At 65.7% G+C, this 18,265-nt stretch carries 17 protein-coding genes; 11 read left to right on the top strand and 6 right to left on the bottom strand.

Annotated features, from left to right (window positions below; translation table 11 throughout):
• Nucleotides 1-2: 2 nt before the first annotated feature.
• The gene (locus AB4Z37_RS18525; protein WP_441518206.1) at nt 3-2,246 is read left to right on the top strand and encodes an NADP-dependent isocitrate dehydrogenase; all 2,244 of its coding nucleotides are present in this window, start codon (nt 3-5) and stop codon (nt 2,244-2,246) included.
• A gap of 93 nt (nt 2,247-2,339) precedes the next feature.
• Nucleotides 2,340-2,567: a putative quinol monooxygenase gene (locus AB4Z37_RS18520; RefSeq protein ID WP_441518205.1), complete on the top strand. Its 228-nt coding sequence runs from the start codon at nt 2,340-2,342 to the stop codon at nt 2,565-2,567.
• Nucleotides 2,568-2,594: 27 nt separating this feature from the next.
• On the opposite strand, the gene AB4Z37_RS18515 is transcribed toward AB4Z37_RS18520, so the two are convergent.
• Both AB4Z37_RS18515 and AB4Z37_RS18510 read right to left on the bottom strand, forming a co-directional pair.
• Nucleotides 2,595-3,863, bottom strand: coding sequence for a L,D-transpeptidase family protein (locus AB4Z37_RS18515; RefSeq protein ID WP_441518204.1), 1,269 nt, complete (start codon nt 3,861-3,863; stop codon nt 2,595-2,597).
• A 142-nt stretch (nt 3,864-4,005) separates the two neighbouring features.
• The gene (locus AB4Z37_RS18510) at nt 4,006-4,623 is read right to left on the bottom strand and encodes a TetR/AcrR family transcriptional regulator (RefSeq protein ID WP_441518203.1); all 618 of its coding nucleotides are present in this window, start codon (nt 4,621-4,623) and stop codon (nt 4,006-4,008) included.
• A 202-nt stretch (nt 4,624-4,825) separates the two neighbouring features.
• Between AB4Z37_RS18510 and AB4Z37_RS18505 the strand changes: the two genes are divergently transcribed.
• From AB4Z37_RS18505 to AB4Z37_RS18465, 9 genes are read left to right on the top strand one after another with little or no spacing between them, the layout of a single operon-like run.
• Nucleotides 4,826-5,686 carry an FAD binding domain-containing protein gene (locus tag AB4Z37_RS18505; RefSeq protein WP_441518202.1) on the top strand — a complete coding sequence of 287 codons (861 nt, stop codon included), beginning with the start codon at nt 4,826-4,828 and terminating at the stop codon, nt 5,684-5,686.
• A complete protein-coding gene (locus tag AB4Z37_RS18500) occupies nt 5,683-6,195 on the top strand; it encodes a (2Fe-2S)-binding protein (protein WP_441518201.1) in 513 nt (170 codons plus the stop codon). The genes AB4Z37_RS18505 and AB4Z37_RS18500 overlap by 4 nt, the downstream gene beginning before the upstream one ends.
• Nucleotides 6,192-8,567: a xanthine dehydrogenase family protein molybdopterin-binding subunit gene (locus AB4Z37_RS18495; protein WP_441518200.1), complete on the top strand. Its 2,376-nt coding sequence runs from the start codon at nt 6,192-6,194 to the stop codon at nt 8,565-8,567. Before AB4Z37_RS18500 ends, AB4Z37_RS18495 begins: the two co-directional genes overlap by 4 nt.
• A 40-nt stretch (nt 8,568-8,607) precedes the next feature.
• Complete coding sequence (locus AB4Z37_RS18490; RefSeq protein ID WP_441518199.1) at nt 8,608-9,858, top strand: ABC transporter substrate-binding protein; 1,251 nt, start codon at nt 8,608-8,610, stop codon at nt 9,856-9,858.
• Nucleotides 9,859-9,874: 16 nt separating this feature from the next.
• Nucleotides 9,875-10,741, top strand: coding sequence for a branched-chain amino acid ABC transporter permease (locus AB4Z37_RS18485; RefSeq protein ID WP_441518198.1), 867 nt, complete (start codon nt 9,875-9,877; stop codon nt 10,739-10,741).
• A 12-nt stretch (nt 10,742-10,753) separates the two neighbouring features.
• On the top strand, nt 10,754-11,746 hold the full coding sequence (locus tag AB4Z37_RS18480; RefSeq protein ID WP_441518197.1) for a branched-chain amino acid ABC transporter permease: 993 nt from the start codon (nt 10,754-10,756) through the stop codon (nt 11,744-11,746).
• The gene (locus AB4Z37_RS18475; RefSeq protein ID WP_441518196.1) at nt 11,743-12,498 is read left to right on the top strand and encodes an ABC transporter ATP-binding protein; all 756 of its coding nucleotides are present in this window, start codon (nt 11,743-11,745) and stop codon (nt 12,496-12,498) included. Before AB4Z37_RS18480 ends, AB4Z37_RS18475 begins: the two co-directional genes overlap by 4 nt.
• A complete protein-coding gene (locus AB4Z37_RS18470; protein ID WP_441518246.1) occupies nt 12,491-13,195 on the top strand; it encodes an ABC transporter ATP-binding protein in 705 nt (234 codons plus the stop codon). The genes AB4Z37_RS18475 and AB4Z37_RS18470 overlap by 8 nt, the downstream gene beginning before the upstream one ends.
• Before the next feature lie 28 nt (nt 13,196-13,223).
• Complete coding sequence (locus AB4Z37_RS18465) at nt 13,224-13,682, top strand: CoxG family protein (RefSeq protein WP_441518195.1); 459 nt, start codon at nt 13,224-13,226, stop codon at nt 13,680-13,682.
• A gap of 44 nt (nt 13,683-13,726) precedes the next feature.
• Here the strand turns inward: AB4Z37_RS18465 and AB4Z37_RS18460 are convergent, their stop codons facing one another.
• From AB4Z37_RS18460 to AB4Z37_RS18445, 4 genes are all read right to left on the bottom strand, one after another.
• Nucleotides 13,727-14,587, bottom strand: a complete 861-nt coding sequence (locus tag AB4Z37_RS18460) for an amidohydrolase family protein (RefSeq protein ID WP_441518194.1) — start codon at nt 14,585-14,587, stop codon at nt 13,727-13,729.
• On the bottom strand, nt 14,577-15,575 hold the full coding sequence (locus AB4Z37_RS18455; protein WP_441518193.1) for an aldo/keto reductase: 999 nt from the start codon (nt 15,573-15,575) through the stop codon (nt 14,577-14,579). Before AB4Z37_RS18455 ends, AB4Z37_RS18460 begins: the two co-directional genes overlap by 11 nt.
• A gap of 47 nt (nt 15,576-15,622) precedes the next feature.
• A complete protein-coding gene (locus tag AB4Z37_RS18450) occupies nt 15,623-16,717 on the bottom strand; it encodes an ABC transporter ATP-binding protein (protein WP_441518192.1) in 1,095 nt (364 codons plus the stop codon).
• Between the two features lie 84 nt (nt 16,718-16,801).
• Nucleotides 16,802-18,262: an extracellular solute-binding protein gene (locus AB4Z37_RS18445; RefSeq protein ID WP_441518191.1), complete on the bottom strand. Its 1,461-nt coding sequence runs from the start codon at nt 18,260-18,262 to the stop codon at nt 16,802-16,804.
• Nucleotides 18,263-18,265 lie beyond the last annotated feature (3 nt).

Below are 18,265 nucleotides of genomic sequence, written 5' to 3'. Positions count from 1 at the left end.
GCATGAGCACGACGCCCCCCACCATCATCTACACGCTGACCGACGAAGCCCCGGCGCTGGCGACCGCCGCGTTCCTGCCCATCGTGCGGGCGTTCGCGGCCTCCGCCGGGATCAATGTCGCCACCAGCGACATTTCGGTGGCGGCTCGCATCCTCGGCGAGTTCCCGGAGGCCCTGAGTGCGGATCAGCGCGTGCCGGACAACCTGGCCGAACTCGGCCGGCTGACACTGCTGCCGGGCACCAACATCATCAAGCTGCCGAACATCAGCGCGTCGGTGGCGCAGCTCAAGGCGGCTATCAAGGAACTGCAAAGCAAGGGCTACAGGATCCCCGACTATCCGGACACGCCCAAGACCGACGAGGAAAAGGCGATCCGCACACGCTATGCCAGGTGCATCGGCAGCGCGGTCAATCCGGTGCTGCGCGAGGGCAATTCCGACCGCCGCGCGCCGCTGGCGGTGAAGAACTATGCCCGCAAGAACCCGCACAGCATGGCCGAATGGAGCCAGGCGTCGCGCTCGCATGTGTCGCACATGCATCACGGCGACTTCTACCACGGCGAGAAGTCGATGACGCTGGACCGGGCGCGCGACGTCAAAATGGAGCTGATCACCAGCTCCGGCAAGACCATCGTGCTCAAGCCCAAGGTGTCGCTGCAGGACCGCGAGGTCATCGACTCGATGTTCATGAGCAAGAAGGCGCTGCTCGATTTCTACGAGCAGCAGATCGAGGACGCCTACAAGACCGGCGTGATGTTCTCGCTGCACGTCAAGGCCACGATGATGAAGGTGTCGCACCCGATCGTGTTCGGCCATTGCGTGCGGATCTTCTACCGCGACGCCTTCGCCAAGCATGGCGCGCTGTTCGATGAGCTCGGCGTCAACGTCAACAACGGCATGGTCGATCTCTACAACAAGATCGCCACCCTGCCGCAGAGCAAGCAGGACGAGATCAAGCGCGACCTGCACGCCTGCCACGAGCACCGGCCCGAGCTCGCGATGGTCGATTCGGCCAAGGGCATCACCAACTTCCATTCGCCCAACGACATCATCGTCGATGCGTCGATGCCGGCGATGATCCGCAACGGCGGCAAGATGTGGGGGGCCGACGGCCGCCTCAAGGACGTCAAGGCGGTGATGCCGGAAAGCACCTTCGCCCGCATCTACCAGGAGATGATCAACTTCTGTAAATGGCATGGCGCCTTCGACCCCAGGACCATGGGCACCGTGCCGAATGTCGGCCTGATGGCGCAGCAGGCCGAGGAGTACGGCTCGCACGACAAGACGTTCGAGATCCCCGAGGACGGCGTCGCCAACATCACCGACCTTGCCACCGGCGAGGTGCTGCTGAGCGAGAACGTCGAGCAGGGCGACATCTGGCGCATGTGCCAGGTCAAGGATGCGGCCATCCGCGACTGGGTCAAGCTGGCGGTGACCCGCGCCCGCAACTCCGGCATGCCGGTGGTGTTCTGGCTCGACGCCTACCGCCCGCACGAGGCGCAGCTCATCACCAAGGTCAAGATGTACCTGCACGAGCACGACACCACGGGGCTCGATATCCAGATCATGAGCCAGACGCGCGCCATGCGTTATACGCTGGAGCGCGTGATCCGCGGCCAGGATACCATCAGCGCCACCGGCAACATCCTGCGCGACTACCTGACCGACCTGTTCCCGATCATGGAGCTGGGCACCTCGGCCAAGATGCTGTCGATCGTGCCGCTGATGGCCGGCGGCGGCATGTACGAGACCGGGGCGGGCGGTTCGGCGCCCAAGCATGTGCAGCAGCTGGTGGAGGAGAACCACCTGCGCTGGGACTCGCTGGGCGAGTTCCTGGCGCTGGCGGTCTCGCTGGAAGACCTTGGCCTGAAGACCGGCAATCAGAAAGCCAAGCTGCTGGCGAGGACGCTGGATGCGGCCACCGGCACCTTGCTGGACAACAAGAAGTCGCCGTCGCCACGGACCGGCGAGCTCGACAACCGCGGCAGCCAGTTTTATCTCGCGATGTACTGGGCACAGGAGCTCGCGGCGCAGACCGAGGACCCGGCCCTGCAGGCGCAGTTCAAGCCGGTCGCGGAGGCCCTCGCCCGCAATGAGGACAAGATCATTGCGGAGCTCGCAGCCGTTCAGGGCAAACCGGCCGATATCGGCGGCTACTACCTGCCCGATCCGCGCAAGTGCGAAGCCGTGATGCGCCCGAGCCCGACGCTCAACGCGGCGCTGGCGCTCGTGGCTGGTGGGGCATAAGGGATGGCCGCCGATCAGCACATGGGGCGCTGCAAACGTCCTCCATGGTGATGTCGTCCGAGCCGAACAGCGAGGCAGCAGACAAGCGCGGGCGTGGCCGATGCCGAGCCCGGCGTGGTGTTCTGTGCGGTCGACCGCCCGGACGGCCGGGCGAATACGTTCTTCCTCTATGAGCTGTACCGCACGCGTGCCGGCTGGGAGGAGCACCTGCAGATTTCGGTCATCGCCGATGCACTCAGGCAGTTCGAGACGCTGCTGGCCATCCCGCCGAAGATCACGTTCTGCCAGGGCGCGTTCGTCACCGGCGTCGGGAGGTCCTGACGCCGGCGCGCCGGAGCGGCGGTCGAGTCAGCTTTTGCCTGGAGCGCCCTGCGCTTGCTCGAAGAAGCTGCGCTCCTCCGCGGCGGCGTCGAGCAACTGGGTGTCCTGCTCGTAGATGTCGTCGCGGAAGTGCACGGTGCCGTCGCGGGTCATCCAGGCGGTGAGGTAGATCCACGCCACCGGTACTTTCTTCGCCAGCTGGACGTTCTGGCGCTCATTGGTGGCAATGGCGGCGTCGATCCCAGCGCGGTCCCAGCCGGGGGTGTCCTGCAGCAGCCAGGCGGCGAGGTCGCGAACCTGGTCGACGCGCACGCAGCCGTGGGAGTCGAAACGGTAGTCGCGGCTCAGCAGGCTCTTCTGGTTGGTGTCGTGCATGTACACGGCATAGGCGTTCGGCATGTTAATCTTGAGCTGTCCCAGCGCATTCCAGCTGCCGGGGTCCTGGCGGACGATGACGTTCGGTGTCCTGCCCTCGCTCCAGTCGACGGTCGCGGGGTCGACGATGCCGTCGTGCTCGTCATAGAGCTGCATGTGCATACGGGCGAGGTAGCCGGGATCGCTGCGCATATGAGCGGCGATCTCGTTCTTGGTGATCGAGGCCGGCACCGTCCAGCGTGGGTTGAGGCTGATGTCGGTGATCTCGGCGGAGACCGTCGGCGACGGCTTCTCGGTCTTGCCGACGACGACACGGTAGCGGTGCACGACCTTGTCGCCTTCCACGGCCTCGACATAGGCGGCGGGAATGTTGACGGCGACGAAGCGCGGGCCGAAGCCGAAATTGATCGCGGAGGTACGCAGCAGCGAGGCTTCGAGCTGCTTGCTGCGCTGCTCGACGGGCACGTCGAGCGCGGCGAGGGTGCGCGGGCCGACGGTGCCGGTCTCCGGCAGGCCGTGGCGCGTCTGGAAATGCTTCACCGCGGTGGTGAGCGTGTCATCGAACGCGCCTGACGTCTTGTCGGCGGCGAGGTCGCCGGTGGCGATGAGGCGCCGGCGCAGCAGCGCATCGTGCGGGCCCTCGACGCCCGGCGTGAACTTGGCGTCCTTGGCAAGGATCGGCCAGCCGCCATGCGCCGCGATCGCGGCGTAGCGCTGAATGGCTTCCTTGATGCGTCCCGCGGTGCCCTGATCGAAGGTCGGATCGCTGGTCGCGGGCAGGTCGCGCGTGATCTTGACCTGGGGCGCGGCCGCGCTCTGTGGCGCTGCCTTGTCCTGCGGCACGGCGGACTGGCCGTGGATCAGGCTGGCGCCAAGCACATCGGTCGCTGCAACCACCAGAATGAAGAGTGCACGCTTCATTGTTCGCCCCATCTGAAGAACGAGGAGCATGCTAGGGCAAGACCATCAACCACCCGTTAACGATATAAGTCGTTGTTATGGCGGTCTTTTTCCAAGAAGGTGCTGTGCATGGCTGGGGCGGGAGTGGCCGTCCTGTTGCGCGTCACCGCGCGACGAGGTCCGGCAGCATGGCCTTGGCGCCGTCGAGAAAACCACGAACCGCATCGCCGATGATGTCATCGAGCCGGGCGGGCGTCGGGGTGTCGTAGACGAAGCGACGGATCGCCAGATAGAACACCCGGCCGTGCAATCCCCAGAACATCTCGATCTCGCGCTCCGACAGCGCAACCTCGCTGCCCGGCGGCAGTGCCAGCTCGTGGCGGAGCTCGGCGCAGGCGGGCTCGACGACTTCCTTGCGGATGATGTCGAGATAGCGCTTGTTGATGTCGAACGACTTCATGCCGGAGAAAACGAAGATCCGGACCCAGTTGTACTCGAACACCCGCTCGGCGTATTCCAGATAGAACTGCGTCAGCCGCGCCTGCAGCGAGCGCGAGCGGTCACGAATCAGCGGGCCCCATGAAGGCGCCCAGCGGCTGAGATAGACCTCTTCATAGACGCGCTCGATCAGTGCTTCCTTGCTCGGAAAGTGCCGATAGATCGCCGAGTGGGTGATGCCCAGCCGCTTGGCGAGCTCGCGGGTCTGTCCGCCAAATCCCTGTTCGGCGAAGAAGCGGATGGCTTCGTCCACGATCACGCGTTCGCGCTCGGGCGCCCGCATGTTGCGTCGCCGTGGTTTGGCGCCTGTTTTCGCTGCCTTTTTTGCCAACGTTCCAAGTCTCGCTGCCGCGTGCGCTGTCATACCGCAACGCAAAGAAGTGACCAAATGGTCATTTCTATTGACCGCAGTTTTGTCGCGTGCTTAGTTTTTGAGACCAAATGGTCACAAATGCAAAAGGGCGGAACGGTCGGGAGATGCTGTCTTGAAAGCGCGCGCCTTCAGCTATGCGCGCCCCTCGACGATCGAGGAGGCGCTGGATGCGTTCGCCAGTGCCGGCGACGACGCCAGCTATATTGCCGGCGGTCAAAGCCTGGTGCCGGCGCTGGCGCTGCGCCTGCAGGCGCCGAGCCTGCTGATCGACCTCGCCCATATTCCGTCGCTGCGTGGCGTGGAGCTCAAGGATGGTTGGCTGCGCATCGGCGCGCTGACCCGTCATTGTGAAGCGCTCGCTGATCCGTTGATCGCGCGCCATGCGCCGCTGTTCAGCGCGGCGGCGCCGTTCGTGGCGCATCCGGCGATCCGCAACAAGGGCACGCTGGGCGGCAGCCTTGCGCTGGCCGATCCCGCGTCCGAGTTTCCGGCGATGGCGCTCGCCATGGGCGCCGAGCTCGAGATCGTCGGGCCTCGTGGTGCGCGCCGCGTCCCCGCCGACGACTATTTCGTCGATCTGTTCCAGACCGCGATCGAGCCGGGCGAACTGCTGGTCGCGATTCACGTGCCTGCTGTGGCGGAGCGTCACCGCTGGGCGTTCGACGAGCTGGCGCGCCGCCGCGGTGACTATGCGCTCGTCGGCGGCGGCATCCTGGCCGAGATGACCGGCGACCGGGTCGATCACATTCGCATCGTGTTCTTTTCCGTCGGCAGCACGCCCGTGCGGGCGCGGCAGGCGGAGGCGGCCTTGACCGGCCGCAGCCTGATCCCCGCCGCCGTGGCGGACGCGCAGGCGACGATCGATGCCGATCTGGCGCCGCCGGACGATGAGCAGGTGCCGGCCGCGATGCGGCTGCATCTGGCGCGCGTTTTGTTGGGCCGTTTGTTGGGACGAATTGCGGAGCCCGCATGAGCGAGACCGTCGATATCAATCTGTCAGTCAACGGTGTTGCAGTGGCGCGCAGCGTCGCGCCGCGCGACACGCTCGCCGATTTCCTGCGCCAGACGCTGGAATTGACGGGAACGCATACCGGCTGCGAGATGGGCGTCTGCGGCGCCTGCCTCGTGCTGGTCGATGGCCGTGTCGTCCATTCCTGCCTGATGTTTGCCGTACAGGCCGACGGCGCGGTGGTCGAGACGATCGAAGGGCTGTCCGAGCGCGGCACCATTACCGATATCCAGGACGCCTTCCACCAGCGCAACGCCCTGCAGTGCGGGTTCTGCACGCCGGGCGTGCTGATGACGGCCCACAGCGTGCTGTCGCAAGGCGCTATTCCCTCGCGCGAGGACATTCGCGACGCCCTGTCCGGCAACTACTGCCGTTGTACGGGCTATGAGGCGATCGTCGATGCGATCGAGACCGTCGCGCGGCGACGCGCGGCTGGCGTCGGGGCTGCCACGACGGAAGAGGTAAGCGCATGACCGCGCCGCTGACCGCGCTCGACCGGCCGAACTCCTATATCGGCCGCTCGGTGCCGCGCCCCAACGCCAAGCGGCTGCTCAACGGCCGCGGCAAGTATGTCACCGACATCGTACTGCCGCGCATGCTGCATGCGGCGTTCGTGCGCAGCCCGCACGCCCACGCCCGGATCGTCTCGATCGACGTCGATGCGGCGCGCGCCATGCCGGGCGTCCGCCTGATTGCAACCGGCAAGGATCTCGCGGCGATCTGCGCGCCATGGATCGGCGCGCTCGACCATTTCAAGGGCATGAAATCGTCGCCGCAACTGCCGCTGCCGCTCGACAAGGCAGTGTGGGCCGGGCAGGCCGTGGTCGCGGTCGTCGCGGAGACGCGCGCGCTGGCCGAGGACGCGGCGGAAGCCGTTCACGTCACCTACGAGGAACTGCCGGCTGTCGTCGATATCGATGCCGCGCGCGCCCCGGATGCCCCGGTCATCAATCCGGAACTCGGCGACAATGTTTGTTTCCGCGGCGGCCTCGACACCGGCGGCGTCGACGACATCTTTGCCCGCGCCGCTCATGTCGTTGCGCATGAATTCCATTTCGGCCGGCATACCGCGGTCACCATGGAGCCGCGCGCCATCGTCGCCGACTATGACCCGAGTGAGCCGCGGCTGACTGTCCATCACGCGACGCAGACGCCGTATCAGTTTCAGGACCTCTACGCGCGCCACTACGGCATCCCCGAGGCCAGCGTCCGGGTGATCGCGCCGGATATCGGGGGCTCGTTCGGCATGAAGCTGCATGTCTATCACGAAGACATGGCAGTTGTCGGGCTGAGCATCCTGCTGGGGCGTCCGGTGAAGTATGTCGCCGATCGTCTCGAGTCGTTCGTTTCGGACATTCATGCCCGCGACCATCGGGTCCGCGCCCGCATGGCGGTGGATGCGGAGGGCACGATCCTTGCCATGGACGTCGAGGATGTCACCGGCATCGGCGCGTTCTCGGCCTATCCGCGCACCAGCGTCGTCGAGGGCAACCAGGTGTTCCGCCTGATCGGCGCGCCTTATGGTTTTCAGAATTACCGCGCCGATCTGCAGGTCGTGTTCCAGAACAAGGTGCAGATGAGCCAGTACCGTGCGGTCGGGCATCCGATCGCATGCACGGTGACCGAGCGCCTGGTCGATCTCGCGGCCACGAGCGTCGGCGTCGATGCCTTCGACATCCGCGCCCGCAATCTCATCCCGGACGACGCCTACCCGTGCGTCTCGCCGACCGGCTACCGGTTCGAGGCGCTGTCGCATCACGCCTGCCTCGCGAAGCTGCGAGAGATGATGAACTACGATGGCCTGCGTGCCGAGCAGCGCGCATTGCGGGCCCGCGGCGTCCATCGCGGCATCGGCATCGCCTCCTTTGTCGAGATCACCAATCCGAGCCCGGCGTTCTACGGCGTCGGTGGCGCGCGCATCTCGTCGCAGGACGGTGCGATCATCAAGATCACGCCATCCGGTGAGGTGCGCTGCCTGATCTCGGTGACCGAGCAGGGGCAGGGCACCGAGACCATCATCGGGCAGATCGTCGCCGAGCATCTCGGGGTCGAGCGCGAGCATGTGCGGGTGATCACCGGCGATACGGAAGTCACCCCCCACGGCGGCGCCACCTGGGCCTGCCGCGGCGCAGGCATCGGCGGCGAGACCGCGCTGCAGGCCGCGAAGAAACTCAAGCGCAATGTCCTGGCTGTTGCCGGCGCCATCCTGCAGGAGCAGCCCGACAGGCTCGACATCCGCAGCGGCTGGATTGTGGATGGCGCGACGGCGCAGCCACGCATCGCGCTGTCGGAGATCGCGCGCATCGCCTATTTCCGCTCCGATACGCTGCCGCCCGGGACCCAGGCACAGCTGTCCGTGGCGCATCACTTTGCGCCCGAGGGCTATCCATTTGCCTTCACCAACGGCATCCAGGGCTGCCATGTCGAGCTCAATGTCGACACCGGCTTCGTCAAGATCCTGAAGCACTGGGTCGTCGAGGACTGCGGGCGGATCATCAACCCACTGCTGGTCGACGAGCAGATCCGCGGCGGCGTCGTGCAGGGGCTTGGCGCGGCGTTCTTCGAGGAATGCCTGTATGGCGACAGCGGCCAGCTCATCAACGGCTCGCTCGCCGACTATCTCGTGCCGATGGCCTGCGAGATGCCCGACATTGCCATCGGGCATGTCGAAACGCCGACCCTCGATACGCAACTGGGCGCCAAGGGCGTCGGAGAAGCGGGAACCGCGGCGGCTGCGGCCGCCGCCCTCAATGCCGTGAATGACGCGATGGCGCCGTTCGCAGCTTCGGTCGCGCAGGTGCCGATGACACCGGCGCGGCTCCTCAAGGCTCTTGGACGGATCTGACCAACAAGACAAAGCCGAAACTCATATGGAGGAGGACATCATGACGGACGTAATCCGGACAATCGGTCGGCGGAAAATCTCGCGCCGCGACGCGCTCGTGGCGTTTGGCGTGGGCGCCGGGTCTCTGGCGGCGCCATGGATCGCGCGGGCTGCCGACGACACCATCCGCATCGGCTTTCCGACGCCGCTGACCGGGCCGTTTGCGGCCGAGGCCAAGGACCAGGTCAAGAGCGCCGAGCTCGCGGTCAGGCAGTTCAACGACAAGGGCGGCATCGGCGGCCGCAAGATCGAGCTGCTGGTTCGCGACGACAAGCTCAATGGCGGCGAGGCGGCGACGCGCACCCTCGAGCTCATCGAGAAGGACAAGGTCCACGCCATCGTCGGTTCGCTGTCGAGCGCGGTGCAGCTCGCGGTCAACGAAGTGACACGGGCGCGGGGCGTCATCTATGTGTCGATCAGCCAGTCCGATACCATCAACGAGGTCAAGGACTTCAGCCAGTTCACCTTCCATGAGGCGCTCAATCCGCACATGACGGCCGGTGCCGTCGCGCAGTACGCCTTCAAGAAGGGCACGAAGGTCGCCCATCTCGTTGCCGACTATGCCTATGGCCATGAGATGCTGCGCGGCTTCAAGCGTGCCCAGGCGGCGATCGGCGCGGAGACCGTCGGCGAGATCCTGCATCCGTTCGGTGCGGCCGACTATTCGACCTTCATGCCACGGCTGCGGTCGATGCGTCCGGATGTCCTGTGCATCAGCAATTTCGGCCGCGACCAGGCCAACTCGATCAAGCAAGCGGTCGATTTCGGCATGAAGCAGCAGATGAAGATCGTGGTGCCGGTGCTGCTGCACAACCAGCGCCTCGCGGTCAGCCCGGAGGTGTTCGAGGGCGTGGTCGGCGGCGCCAATTACTACTGGGGGCTGGAGGACAGCCTGCCGACCGCGAAGGCCTTCAACGATGCCTATCGCGCGGCGAATGGCGGGGCGGTGCCGACCGACTACGGCGCCTATGCCTATACCGGGCTCAACGCCCTGCTGCTGGCGATGCAGGCCGCTGGCGGCACCGAGACCCCGAAGGTGATCGCTGGCCTGGAAGGGCTGAAGTACGACGTCGCCAAGGGCGCCCAGCATTATCGCAAATGCGATCACCAGTCGGTCCAGTCCGTCCTCGTGCTCGAATCCAAGAAGAAGGCGGATATGAAGAGCGAGGCCGATCTGTTCAAAATCGTGGCCAACGACGCCCCGTCGGAGGAGGTGCTGCGCAGCTGCACCGAACTCGGCTTCCCGGCCTGACGCGCTGGGACGCACGATGGATATCGAACTCATCCTGATGCAGCTCTTCTCCGGAGTTGCGCTCGGTGCGATCCTGGTGATCACCGCGCTCGGCCTGTCGATCATCTTCGGCATGCTGGGCGTGGTGAACTTCGCCCATGGCGCACTGTTCATGGTCGGGGCCTACGCCGGCCTGTGGGTCGCCTCGCTTACCGGCAGCTTCTGGTGGGGGCTGCTGGTGGCGCCGATCATGACCGGCGTGTTCGGCATGCTGATCGAATTCGTCCTGATCAGGCCGCTGTACGGTCGATCGATCGATGATCCGCTGCTGCTGACGTTCGGCCTCAGCTACGTGCTGGTGGAAGCGGTGCGAATGATCTTCGGCAGCGACGGCATTCCGTTCCCGACGCCGTCACAACTGACCGGTGTCGTCGATCTCGGCGTCGGCTTCTTCCCGCTCTATCGCCTGTTCGTCATCGGTGTGGTGCTTGCCGTCCTGCTGCTGCTGTGGCTGGGGCTGGAAAAGACCAGGTTCGGCCTGATCGTGCGCGCCGGCGCGCGCGATCCCACCATCATGCGCGTCCTCGGCGTCGATATCAGCAAGGTCTGGCTGCTGGTGTTCGGTCTCGGTGTCGGCCTCGCGGCGCTCGGCGGTGTGCTGGCCGGGCCGATGCGCAGCGTCAGTCCGGAAATGGGCTCGCTGGTGCTGGCCGAGGCCTTTGTCGTCACCGTCATCGGAGGCCTGGGATCGCTGCTCGGCTCAGTCGTTGCCGGCCTGCTGGTCGGGATCGCGATCAGCATGACGGCGCTGTTCGCCCCGGAAATGGCGACCATCGTCATGTTCGCGCTGATGGCCATCGTCCTGCTGATCCGCCCGCAGGGGCTGTTCGGCAAGTTCGCATAACGGAGCAGATCCATGACTTCCCCAGCGATTGCGGCCCCGGTGCCCGCCAATGGACGCAAGCCGTCCGGCCTCGGCGCAATGCTGACGGCCGGCCGCGTGCCCCTGTCCATCGCGGTGCTCTGCCTGCTGCCCTGGCTGCTGCCGTCGCAGGCGCTCGCGGTCAATGTTCTTGTCTATGGCGTTCTGGCGGTCGGCTACAATCTGCTGTTCGGCTATACCGGCCTGTTGTCGTTCGGCCATGCCGCATTCTTCGGGGCCGGCGCCTATATCACCGGCATTGCGATCGGTCGGTTCGGCGTGCCCTGGTTCATGGCGGTGGCCCTGGGGGTCCTGGGCGGTAGCGTCCTCGCGCTCATCATCGGTGCATTGTCGACGCGCACGCGCGGCATCTACTTCTCGATGGTCACGCTGGCGCTGGCGCAGCTCGTCTATTACCTGGCGCTGCAGGCGTCGTCCTGGACCGGTGGCGAGAACGGCCTGCGCGGCTTCACGGTGGACCGGATCAACCTGTTCGGCGTCAGCATCAACTTCCTCGACCCGGTCAACAAGTATTATGTGCTGATGGTCTTTGCGGCGCTGGCGCTGTGGCTGGTTTCGCGGATCCTCAAGTCGCCCTTCGGCGCGGCGATCGAGGCGATCCGCGAGAACGAGCGGCGGGCGCGGACATGCGGCTATGATGTCGAGCGCACCAAGCTGTTGTCGTTCGCGCTGTCGGGGCTGATCTGCGCGCTGGCCGGCGCGATGTCGGCGCTGCACCTCGCGTTCGTGCCGCTGGACGTCCTGAACTATCAGACATCGGGCATGATCGTGATGATGACGCTGCTGGGCGGCGCGCGCAGCTTCTTCGGCCCGTTCGTCGGCGCGCTCGCCTTCCTGCTGATGGAGGACGTGTTTTCGCTGTGGACGTCACACTGGCAGCTCATCGTCGGATCGATCTTCGTGCTGTTCGTCCTGTTCCTGCCCAAGGGGCTGTGGGGCACACTGCTGGAAAGGATCGCGCGATGACGGAGCCAATTCTCGCCGTCGAGGGGGTCGGGCGCAAATTCGGTGGCTTCGTCGCGCTCGAGGGCGTCACCACGGCGTTCCTGCCGGGCAGGGTGACATCGATCATCGGGCCAAACGGGGCAGGGAAGAGCACGTTCTTCAATATCCTGTCCGGCGTGATCGAGCCGTCGAGCGGATCGATCCGCTTCAAGGGGCGCGACCTGACAGGAACGCGTCAGCACGCCTTCGTCCACCTCGGCATCGCCAGATCCTACCAGATCACCACCATCTTTCCGGAGCTGAGCGCGCATGAGAATGTGCGCGTCGCCGCGCAGGCGGGGCGCTCCAGGTACAACATCTGGACCAATCGCGATCGCTTCGGTGAGCTCAGCGACAGGGCGGATGCGGCGCTCGATGCGGTCGGCCTCGCGAGTAAGCGATGGGAGAGCGCGCGGCTTCTCGCCCATGGCCAGCAGCGCGCGCTCGAGATCGCCATCGCACTCGTATCCGATCCCGAGGTGCTGCTGCTCGACGAGCCGACGGCCGGCATGGGCCCTGAGGAAACCAAGGAGATGGTCGCGCTGCTGGAGAAACTGGCCGCGCAGCGGACCATTCTCCTGGTCGAGCACAAGATGAAGATGATCCTCGGCCTCAGCGACCGGATTCTGGTGCTGCATCACGGCCGCCTGATCGCCGACGGTACGCCGCAGGACATCCAGACGGACCCGGAGGTCCGCCGCGTCTATTTGGGACAGAACGATGGCTATGCTTGAGACCAAGGAGCTGCAGGCCTGGTATGGCGCGAGCCACATCCTGCACGGGATCTCCATTGCGGTGGAGCGCGGCGCCATTGTCGCGCTGGTGGGGCGCAACGGCGCCGGGAAAACCACGACCATCCGCTCGATCATGGGACTGATGCCGAAGACGAGCGGCGAAATCCGTTTCGACGGTGTCGACCTGACGGCGCTACGCGCCCATGACCGGTTCAATCTCGGCCTCGCCTATGTTCCGGAAGAACGACGGATCGTGCCGGGGCTGACGGTTCGTGAAAATCTCCAGCTCGGTCTCGTGGCCAGTCGCGCCGGGATCGACGAGCGGGTTGCGATCGACGAGATCGCCGAGAGCTTTCCGCGTCTCAAGGAGCGGCTCGGTCAGGAGGCGGTGACGATGTCGGGCGGCGAGCAGCAGATGCTGGCGATCGCCCGCGCCATGATCGCGAAGCCGAAAATGATCCTGCTCGACGAGCCGTCGGAAGGGATCATGCCAGTGCTGGTCGAGGAGATGGGCGTCCTGTTCCGCCGCCTGCGCGACCAGGGCGTCACCTTGCTTCTTGTCGAGCAGAATGTCGAATGGGCGCTCCGCCTTGCTGACCGTGCCGTCATCATCGATCAGGGCGAGGTGGTTCACGAAAGCAGCGCCGATGTCCTGCTCGCCGACAAGGCCATGCAGGAGCGCTACTGTGCAGTCTGACAACGCTCTTCCACGGGGACGATAATCCATGCAGATGAAAGACAGCCAGCGTGTCCCGGCCTCGCTCGACAAGGTGTGGAACGCGCTCAACGATCCCGACGTGCTCCGTCAATGCATTCCGGGATGCCAGAATCTCGAGATGTCATCGTCGACGCAGATGACCGCGACGGTGGTTATCAAGGTCGGCCCGGTCAAGGCGACCTTTGGCGGCAAGGTGACGCTGAGCGATCTCGATCCGCCGAACGGTTATCGCATCAGCGGTGAAGGGTCCGGCGGCGTCGCCGGCTTCGCCAAGGGCGGAGCCGTCGTTCGCCTGGAGAAGGCCAGCGATACCGAAACGATCCTGCACTACGAGGCTGAATCGCAGATTGGCGGCAAGCTGGCACAGCTCGGCGCGCGGCTGATCGATTCGACGGCAAAGAAGCTCGCCGGAGAGTTTTTCACCAAGTTCACCGCGGTGGTGGCGGCGGAGCCCGGCGCGGCCTGAACGCTGATCCACTGGGACCGCGTGGCCGACGCTGGAGGCGTCGTTCAGTCGTCGGTCGCCACAGCCTTCAACTGGTAGGCGGCAAGCGCGTTGGGACCAAACGCTTTGCGATGAAACTCCGGGCCAAGGCGCAGCAGGCACGTGTCGAGCGCGGCTTTGGTCATCTCGTAGCTCCCCGCCAGCAGACAGACCGGCCAATCCGAGCCGAAGATCAGGCGATCCTCGCCGAAGCGGAGTGCGATATGGGCCATGACGGGGAACAGGCTATCCGCATCCCAGTCGCTCCAGACCGCTTCGGTTGCAAGGCCCGAGATCTTGCACCAGACATTGCCGCGGGTGGCCAATTGCGCCACGCGCTCCGCCCACAGCCGGTCGAAGCCCGTCGCGATGGGGGGCTTGGCGGCATGGTCGAGAACGAAGCGGCCATTGGGCAACGCCTGAGCGGTCGCGATCGCCGCGGGCAGCTCGCGGCTGCGCACCAGGAGATCGTAGGCGAGGTCGCGCGCGAACACGGCGGCAAGCCCACGCTGGACGTCGGCGCGCAGCAGCCAGCCGGGGTTGGCTTCGTCGTGGACCTGGTGGCGGATGCCGACCAGCTTGCCGCCGCCTGGCAGGCTTCGCAGGCGATCGATCTCCTCGCCGATGGCCGGATTTGTCAGGTCGGCCCAGCCGACAACCCCGGCAATGAACGGCGTGACGCTGGCGAGATGGAGAAAGTCTTCAGTTTCCTCGGTCGAGGACCGGCACTGCACGACGATGCTGGCATGGATGCCGCTCGCCTGCAGTAGTGGAGCGAGGTCTGCGGGCCCGAAGGCGCGGCGGATTGGTGCCATGTCCGGGCCCTGCATCCAGGGATAGTCCGCTTGCTGCGGATCCCAGAAGTGCTGATGCGCATCAATGATCATGGTGGCACACCTCGCCGGGCAGGAGCGCGCGCGGATCGATCAGGCCGCGCTGGCGCAGCTCACGCCAGAATGCCGGCGGCACCGCCAGCGCCGCCATGGCGGCGTTGTCGGCGACCTCCTCCGCCGAGCGCGCGCCCAAAAGCGCCGTGGTGACGGCCGGATGGGCCAGGCCGAACTGGATGGCGGCTGCCTTGAGCTCGGTGCCGTGCTTGCGGCACAGCGCTTCCAATTCCTGGGCGCGGGCGAGGAGGGACGCGTCCGCGTCTTCGTAGTTGAACTTTGCGCCGACCTTCGGATCGGCGAGGATGCCGCTGTTGTAGATACCGCCGAGAACGATGCCGATGTTGCGGGCGAGGCACGCCGGAAACAGCGAGTCGAGAGCGCCCTGGTCGAGCAGGGTGTAGCGGCCGGCCAGCAGGAAGCAGTCCACCGGCACGGCGTCCGCAAAGCGGGTGAGCATCTCGGACTGGTTCATGCCGGCGCCGATCGCCCGCACTGTGCCGTCCTCGCGCAATTGCTGCAGGGCGCGGAACGCGCCGGCGATGGCCTCGTCGTAGTGCGCATCCGGATCATGCACCAGCAGGATGTCGACATGGCCGAGGCCCAGCCGGTCGAGGCTCTCCTCGACCGAGCGCATGACGCCGTCATAGCTGTAGTCGTACACCGGGCGCTCCGCGGACGTGCCCTTGTAGTGGCCGTCTTCCGCCGGCCTGTGGTCGTCCGCGCGCAACAACCTGCCGACCTTGGTCGAGATCACGAAGGAGTCGCGCTGCTGCCGCCGCAGGAAGCTGCCGAGGCGGCGCTCCGCAAGGCCAAAGCCATAAAGCGGCGCGGTGTCGAAATAGCGGATCCCCAGCGACCAGGCGCGCTCAATCGTGGCCTCCGCGCCGGCGGCGCTGAGCGGGGCGAACAGGCCACCGAGCGGTGCTGTTCCCAGCCCCAGCCGGGTCAGTTCGATGCTACCTCCTGCAAGTGGCATCCGCTTCATTCGACCGCCCTTTTATGTCGTGCATGGACCAGCTGCCGCCGGAGAGATTACGTCACGATGACTTGTCCTGTCGCCTTGTCGAACAGATGGGCGCGATCGAGATCGAGTGCTACCTCGAACGGCTGATCCGGCTGGGCTGCGACGCCGACCGGCATCTGCGCCGTGAACGGTGCGCCGGCGACGGAGCCGATCACCAGGGTATGCGGGCCCAGCGGCTCGACATCCCTGACGGTCATGCGGATCGAACAGCCGTCCGGCGCGCCCTGGTGCAGGATGTGGTCCGGCCGCACGCCGAGAACCACTGCGCTGCCGACGGCGCGGGCGTAGGCCGCCTCGCGCGCCCTCGGCAGGCGCAGCGCGGTGCCCGCCGGGCCCATGAAGTGCAGGCCGCCGTCGCGGGCGATGAGTTCGCCATGCAGGAAGTTCATGCTCGGCGCGCCGATGAAGGCGGCGACGAACAGGTTGCTCGGTTTCTCGTAGAGCGTGATCGGATCGGCGGCCTGCTCGATGCGGCCGCCGTTCATCACCACCACGCGGTCGGCCATGGTCATGGCCTCGACCTGGTCATGGGTGACATAGACGATGGTCTTGGCGAGCCGGCGATGCAGCGCCTTGATCTCGGTGCGCATTTCGATGCGCAGCTTGGCGTCGAGGTTGGACAGCGGCTCGTCGAACAGGAACACGTCAGGGCTGCGCACGATAGCGCGGCCGATCGCCACGCGCTGGCGCTGGCCGCCCGACAACTGCTTGGGGCGGCGATCGAGATAGGGATCGAGGCCGAGCACGCGGGCGACGTCCTTCACCGCCTTGTCGATGTCCGCGCGCGGCTCGCCGCGCACCTTCATGCCATAGCCGATGTTCTCGGCGACGCTCATGTGCGGGTAGAGCGCGTAGTTCTGGAACACCATGGCGCAGTTGCGCAGGCCCGGACGCAGGTGGGTGACGTCACGCGCGCCGATGCGGATGGTGCCGCCGGTCGCCGTCTCCAGCCCGGCGATCATCCGCAGCGTCGTGGTCTTGCCGCAGCCGGACGGGCCGACCAGCACGACGAACTCGCGGTCCGCGATCGTCAGATCGAGGCCCTCGATGACCTTGTAGGTCCCGTAGGACTTGCTGACGTTGTCGATCTCGACGTGCGCCATCGCTCCGCTTTCTCTTGGCAGCTATCTCTTGGCAAGGCAAACCCGGGTGACGCGGTGCGCCACCCGGGCAGTTCTGATCGTAGATCAGTTCTTCGGCGGCAGGCCCATTGCTGCGCGGTAGGCGGCGAGCTGCTTGGCGCGGCCGAATTCGTCGGTCAGGCGGTTCCACTCCTTCGCCACCGCATCGAGCGCGGCCTTCGGGGTGGTCTGGCCGGCGAGCGCCTTGCCGAGCTCGATCTCCACCACCTCAGTGTAGGAGAAATAGCCGGGCAAGCGCATGTCGAGCGCGACATTCTTGCCGTTGATCGAGTCCGATTGCGCGCCAAGATATTCCTTGGCCTCGACCGGCGTGAAGATCTTGCTCCACAGCTCGAGATTGGCGGTGTGCGACTTGCGGTAGGGGTTGACGCCGGTGCCGCCGGTGATCGCGGCCTGGCCGGAGACTTCAGGGCTGGTCAGCGTCTTGACGAAATCCCAGGCCGCCTTCTGATTCTTGCCGGCCTTCGGCACCGCGATCTGCCAGCCGCCGAATGCCATGAAGGGCGCGGGCAGCACTTGCGGGAACTTGTCCCAGGTCTTGGTCTTGGCGTTCCAGATTTCGTCCGAGCCCGGCAGCACCGCGGAGCCGACCTTGCCCGAGATCTTCGACTGCTTGGGATCGGCGGCGATGACACCGGTGTCACCCCAGCCGATCGACTCGGCCACCTGGCCGCCGGCGACCGCCGCGTTGACCTCGCCGAACGAGAAGTTCAGCGCATTTGGAGGCCCGAGCTTGGAGGCGCGGATGTACTCTTCCAGGCCCTTGACCCAGCCCGGGTTGTTGATCTCAGCGTCCATGGTCTCCGGGTCGAAGAACATCGCGCCGGGATAGTTCGGGTTGTTGGCGTAGGCGGCCGCGTGGCTGAAGAAGAACCAGAACTGCTGGCCGCCGCGGCGGAACGCTTCCGCCGTGCCCCACATGCCCTTGTCCGGGCGCTGGAAGAACTCGGCGATATCGAGATACTGCTTCCAGGTCTTGGGCGGCGCGAGGTCATAGCCGTACTTGGCCTTGAAGGCGTCCTTCTCCTTGGGATCGTCGAACAAGTCCTTGCGGTAAGTGTAGGTGTGGACGTCGCCGTCCATGGACTGCGAGTAGATCTTGCCTTCCCACACCATCAGCCGCTCGCGATACGCCGGCTCGACGTCGTCCCAGTCCTTGCCGGACTGCATGTCCTTGGGCATCTCGCTGAGATAAGGCACGAAGTCTGGCAGCCATGCCGGAGCGAAGCTGACGAGGTCGAAGGTGGCGTCGCCTGACGTGAGCGAGGTCGCGATCTTCGGATAGAGCTCCGACCACGGGAATTCGACGACATTGACCTTGCCGCAGGTCTTCTTGCTCCATTCATCGGCGCCGAGCTTGAGCGCGGAGGCGATGTAGGGACCGGTCTGCGAGGCCACCGTCAGCGTGACCCCGGTATAGTCCGGGCTGCAGGCCGCCTGGGCGTGGCTGACGGCACCGGCGGTGGCCAGGGATGTCGCGAGCATCAGAAATGTTCGTCTCAACATGGT

Source organism: Bradyrhizobium sp. 2TAF24, assembly GCF_052115025.1.
GTDB lineage: Bacteria > Pseudomonadota > Alphaproteobacteria > Rhizobiales > Xanthobacteraceae > Bradyrhizobium_A.
This window is presented reverse-complemented; position numbering and strand designations above follow the sequence as displayed.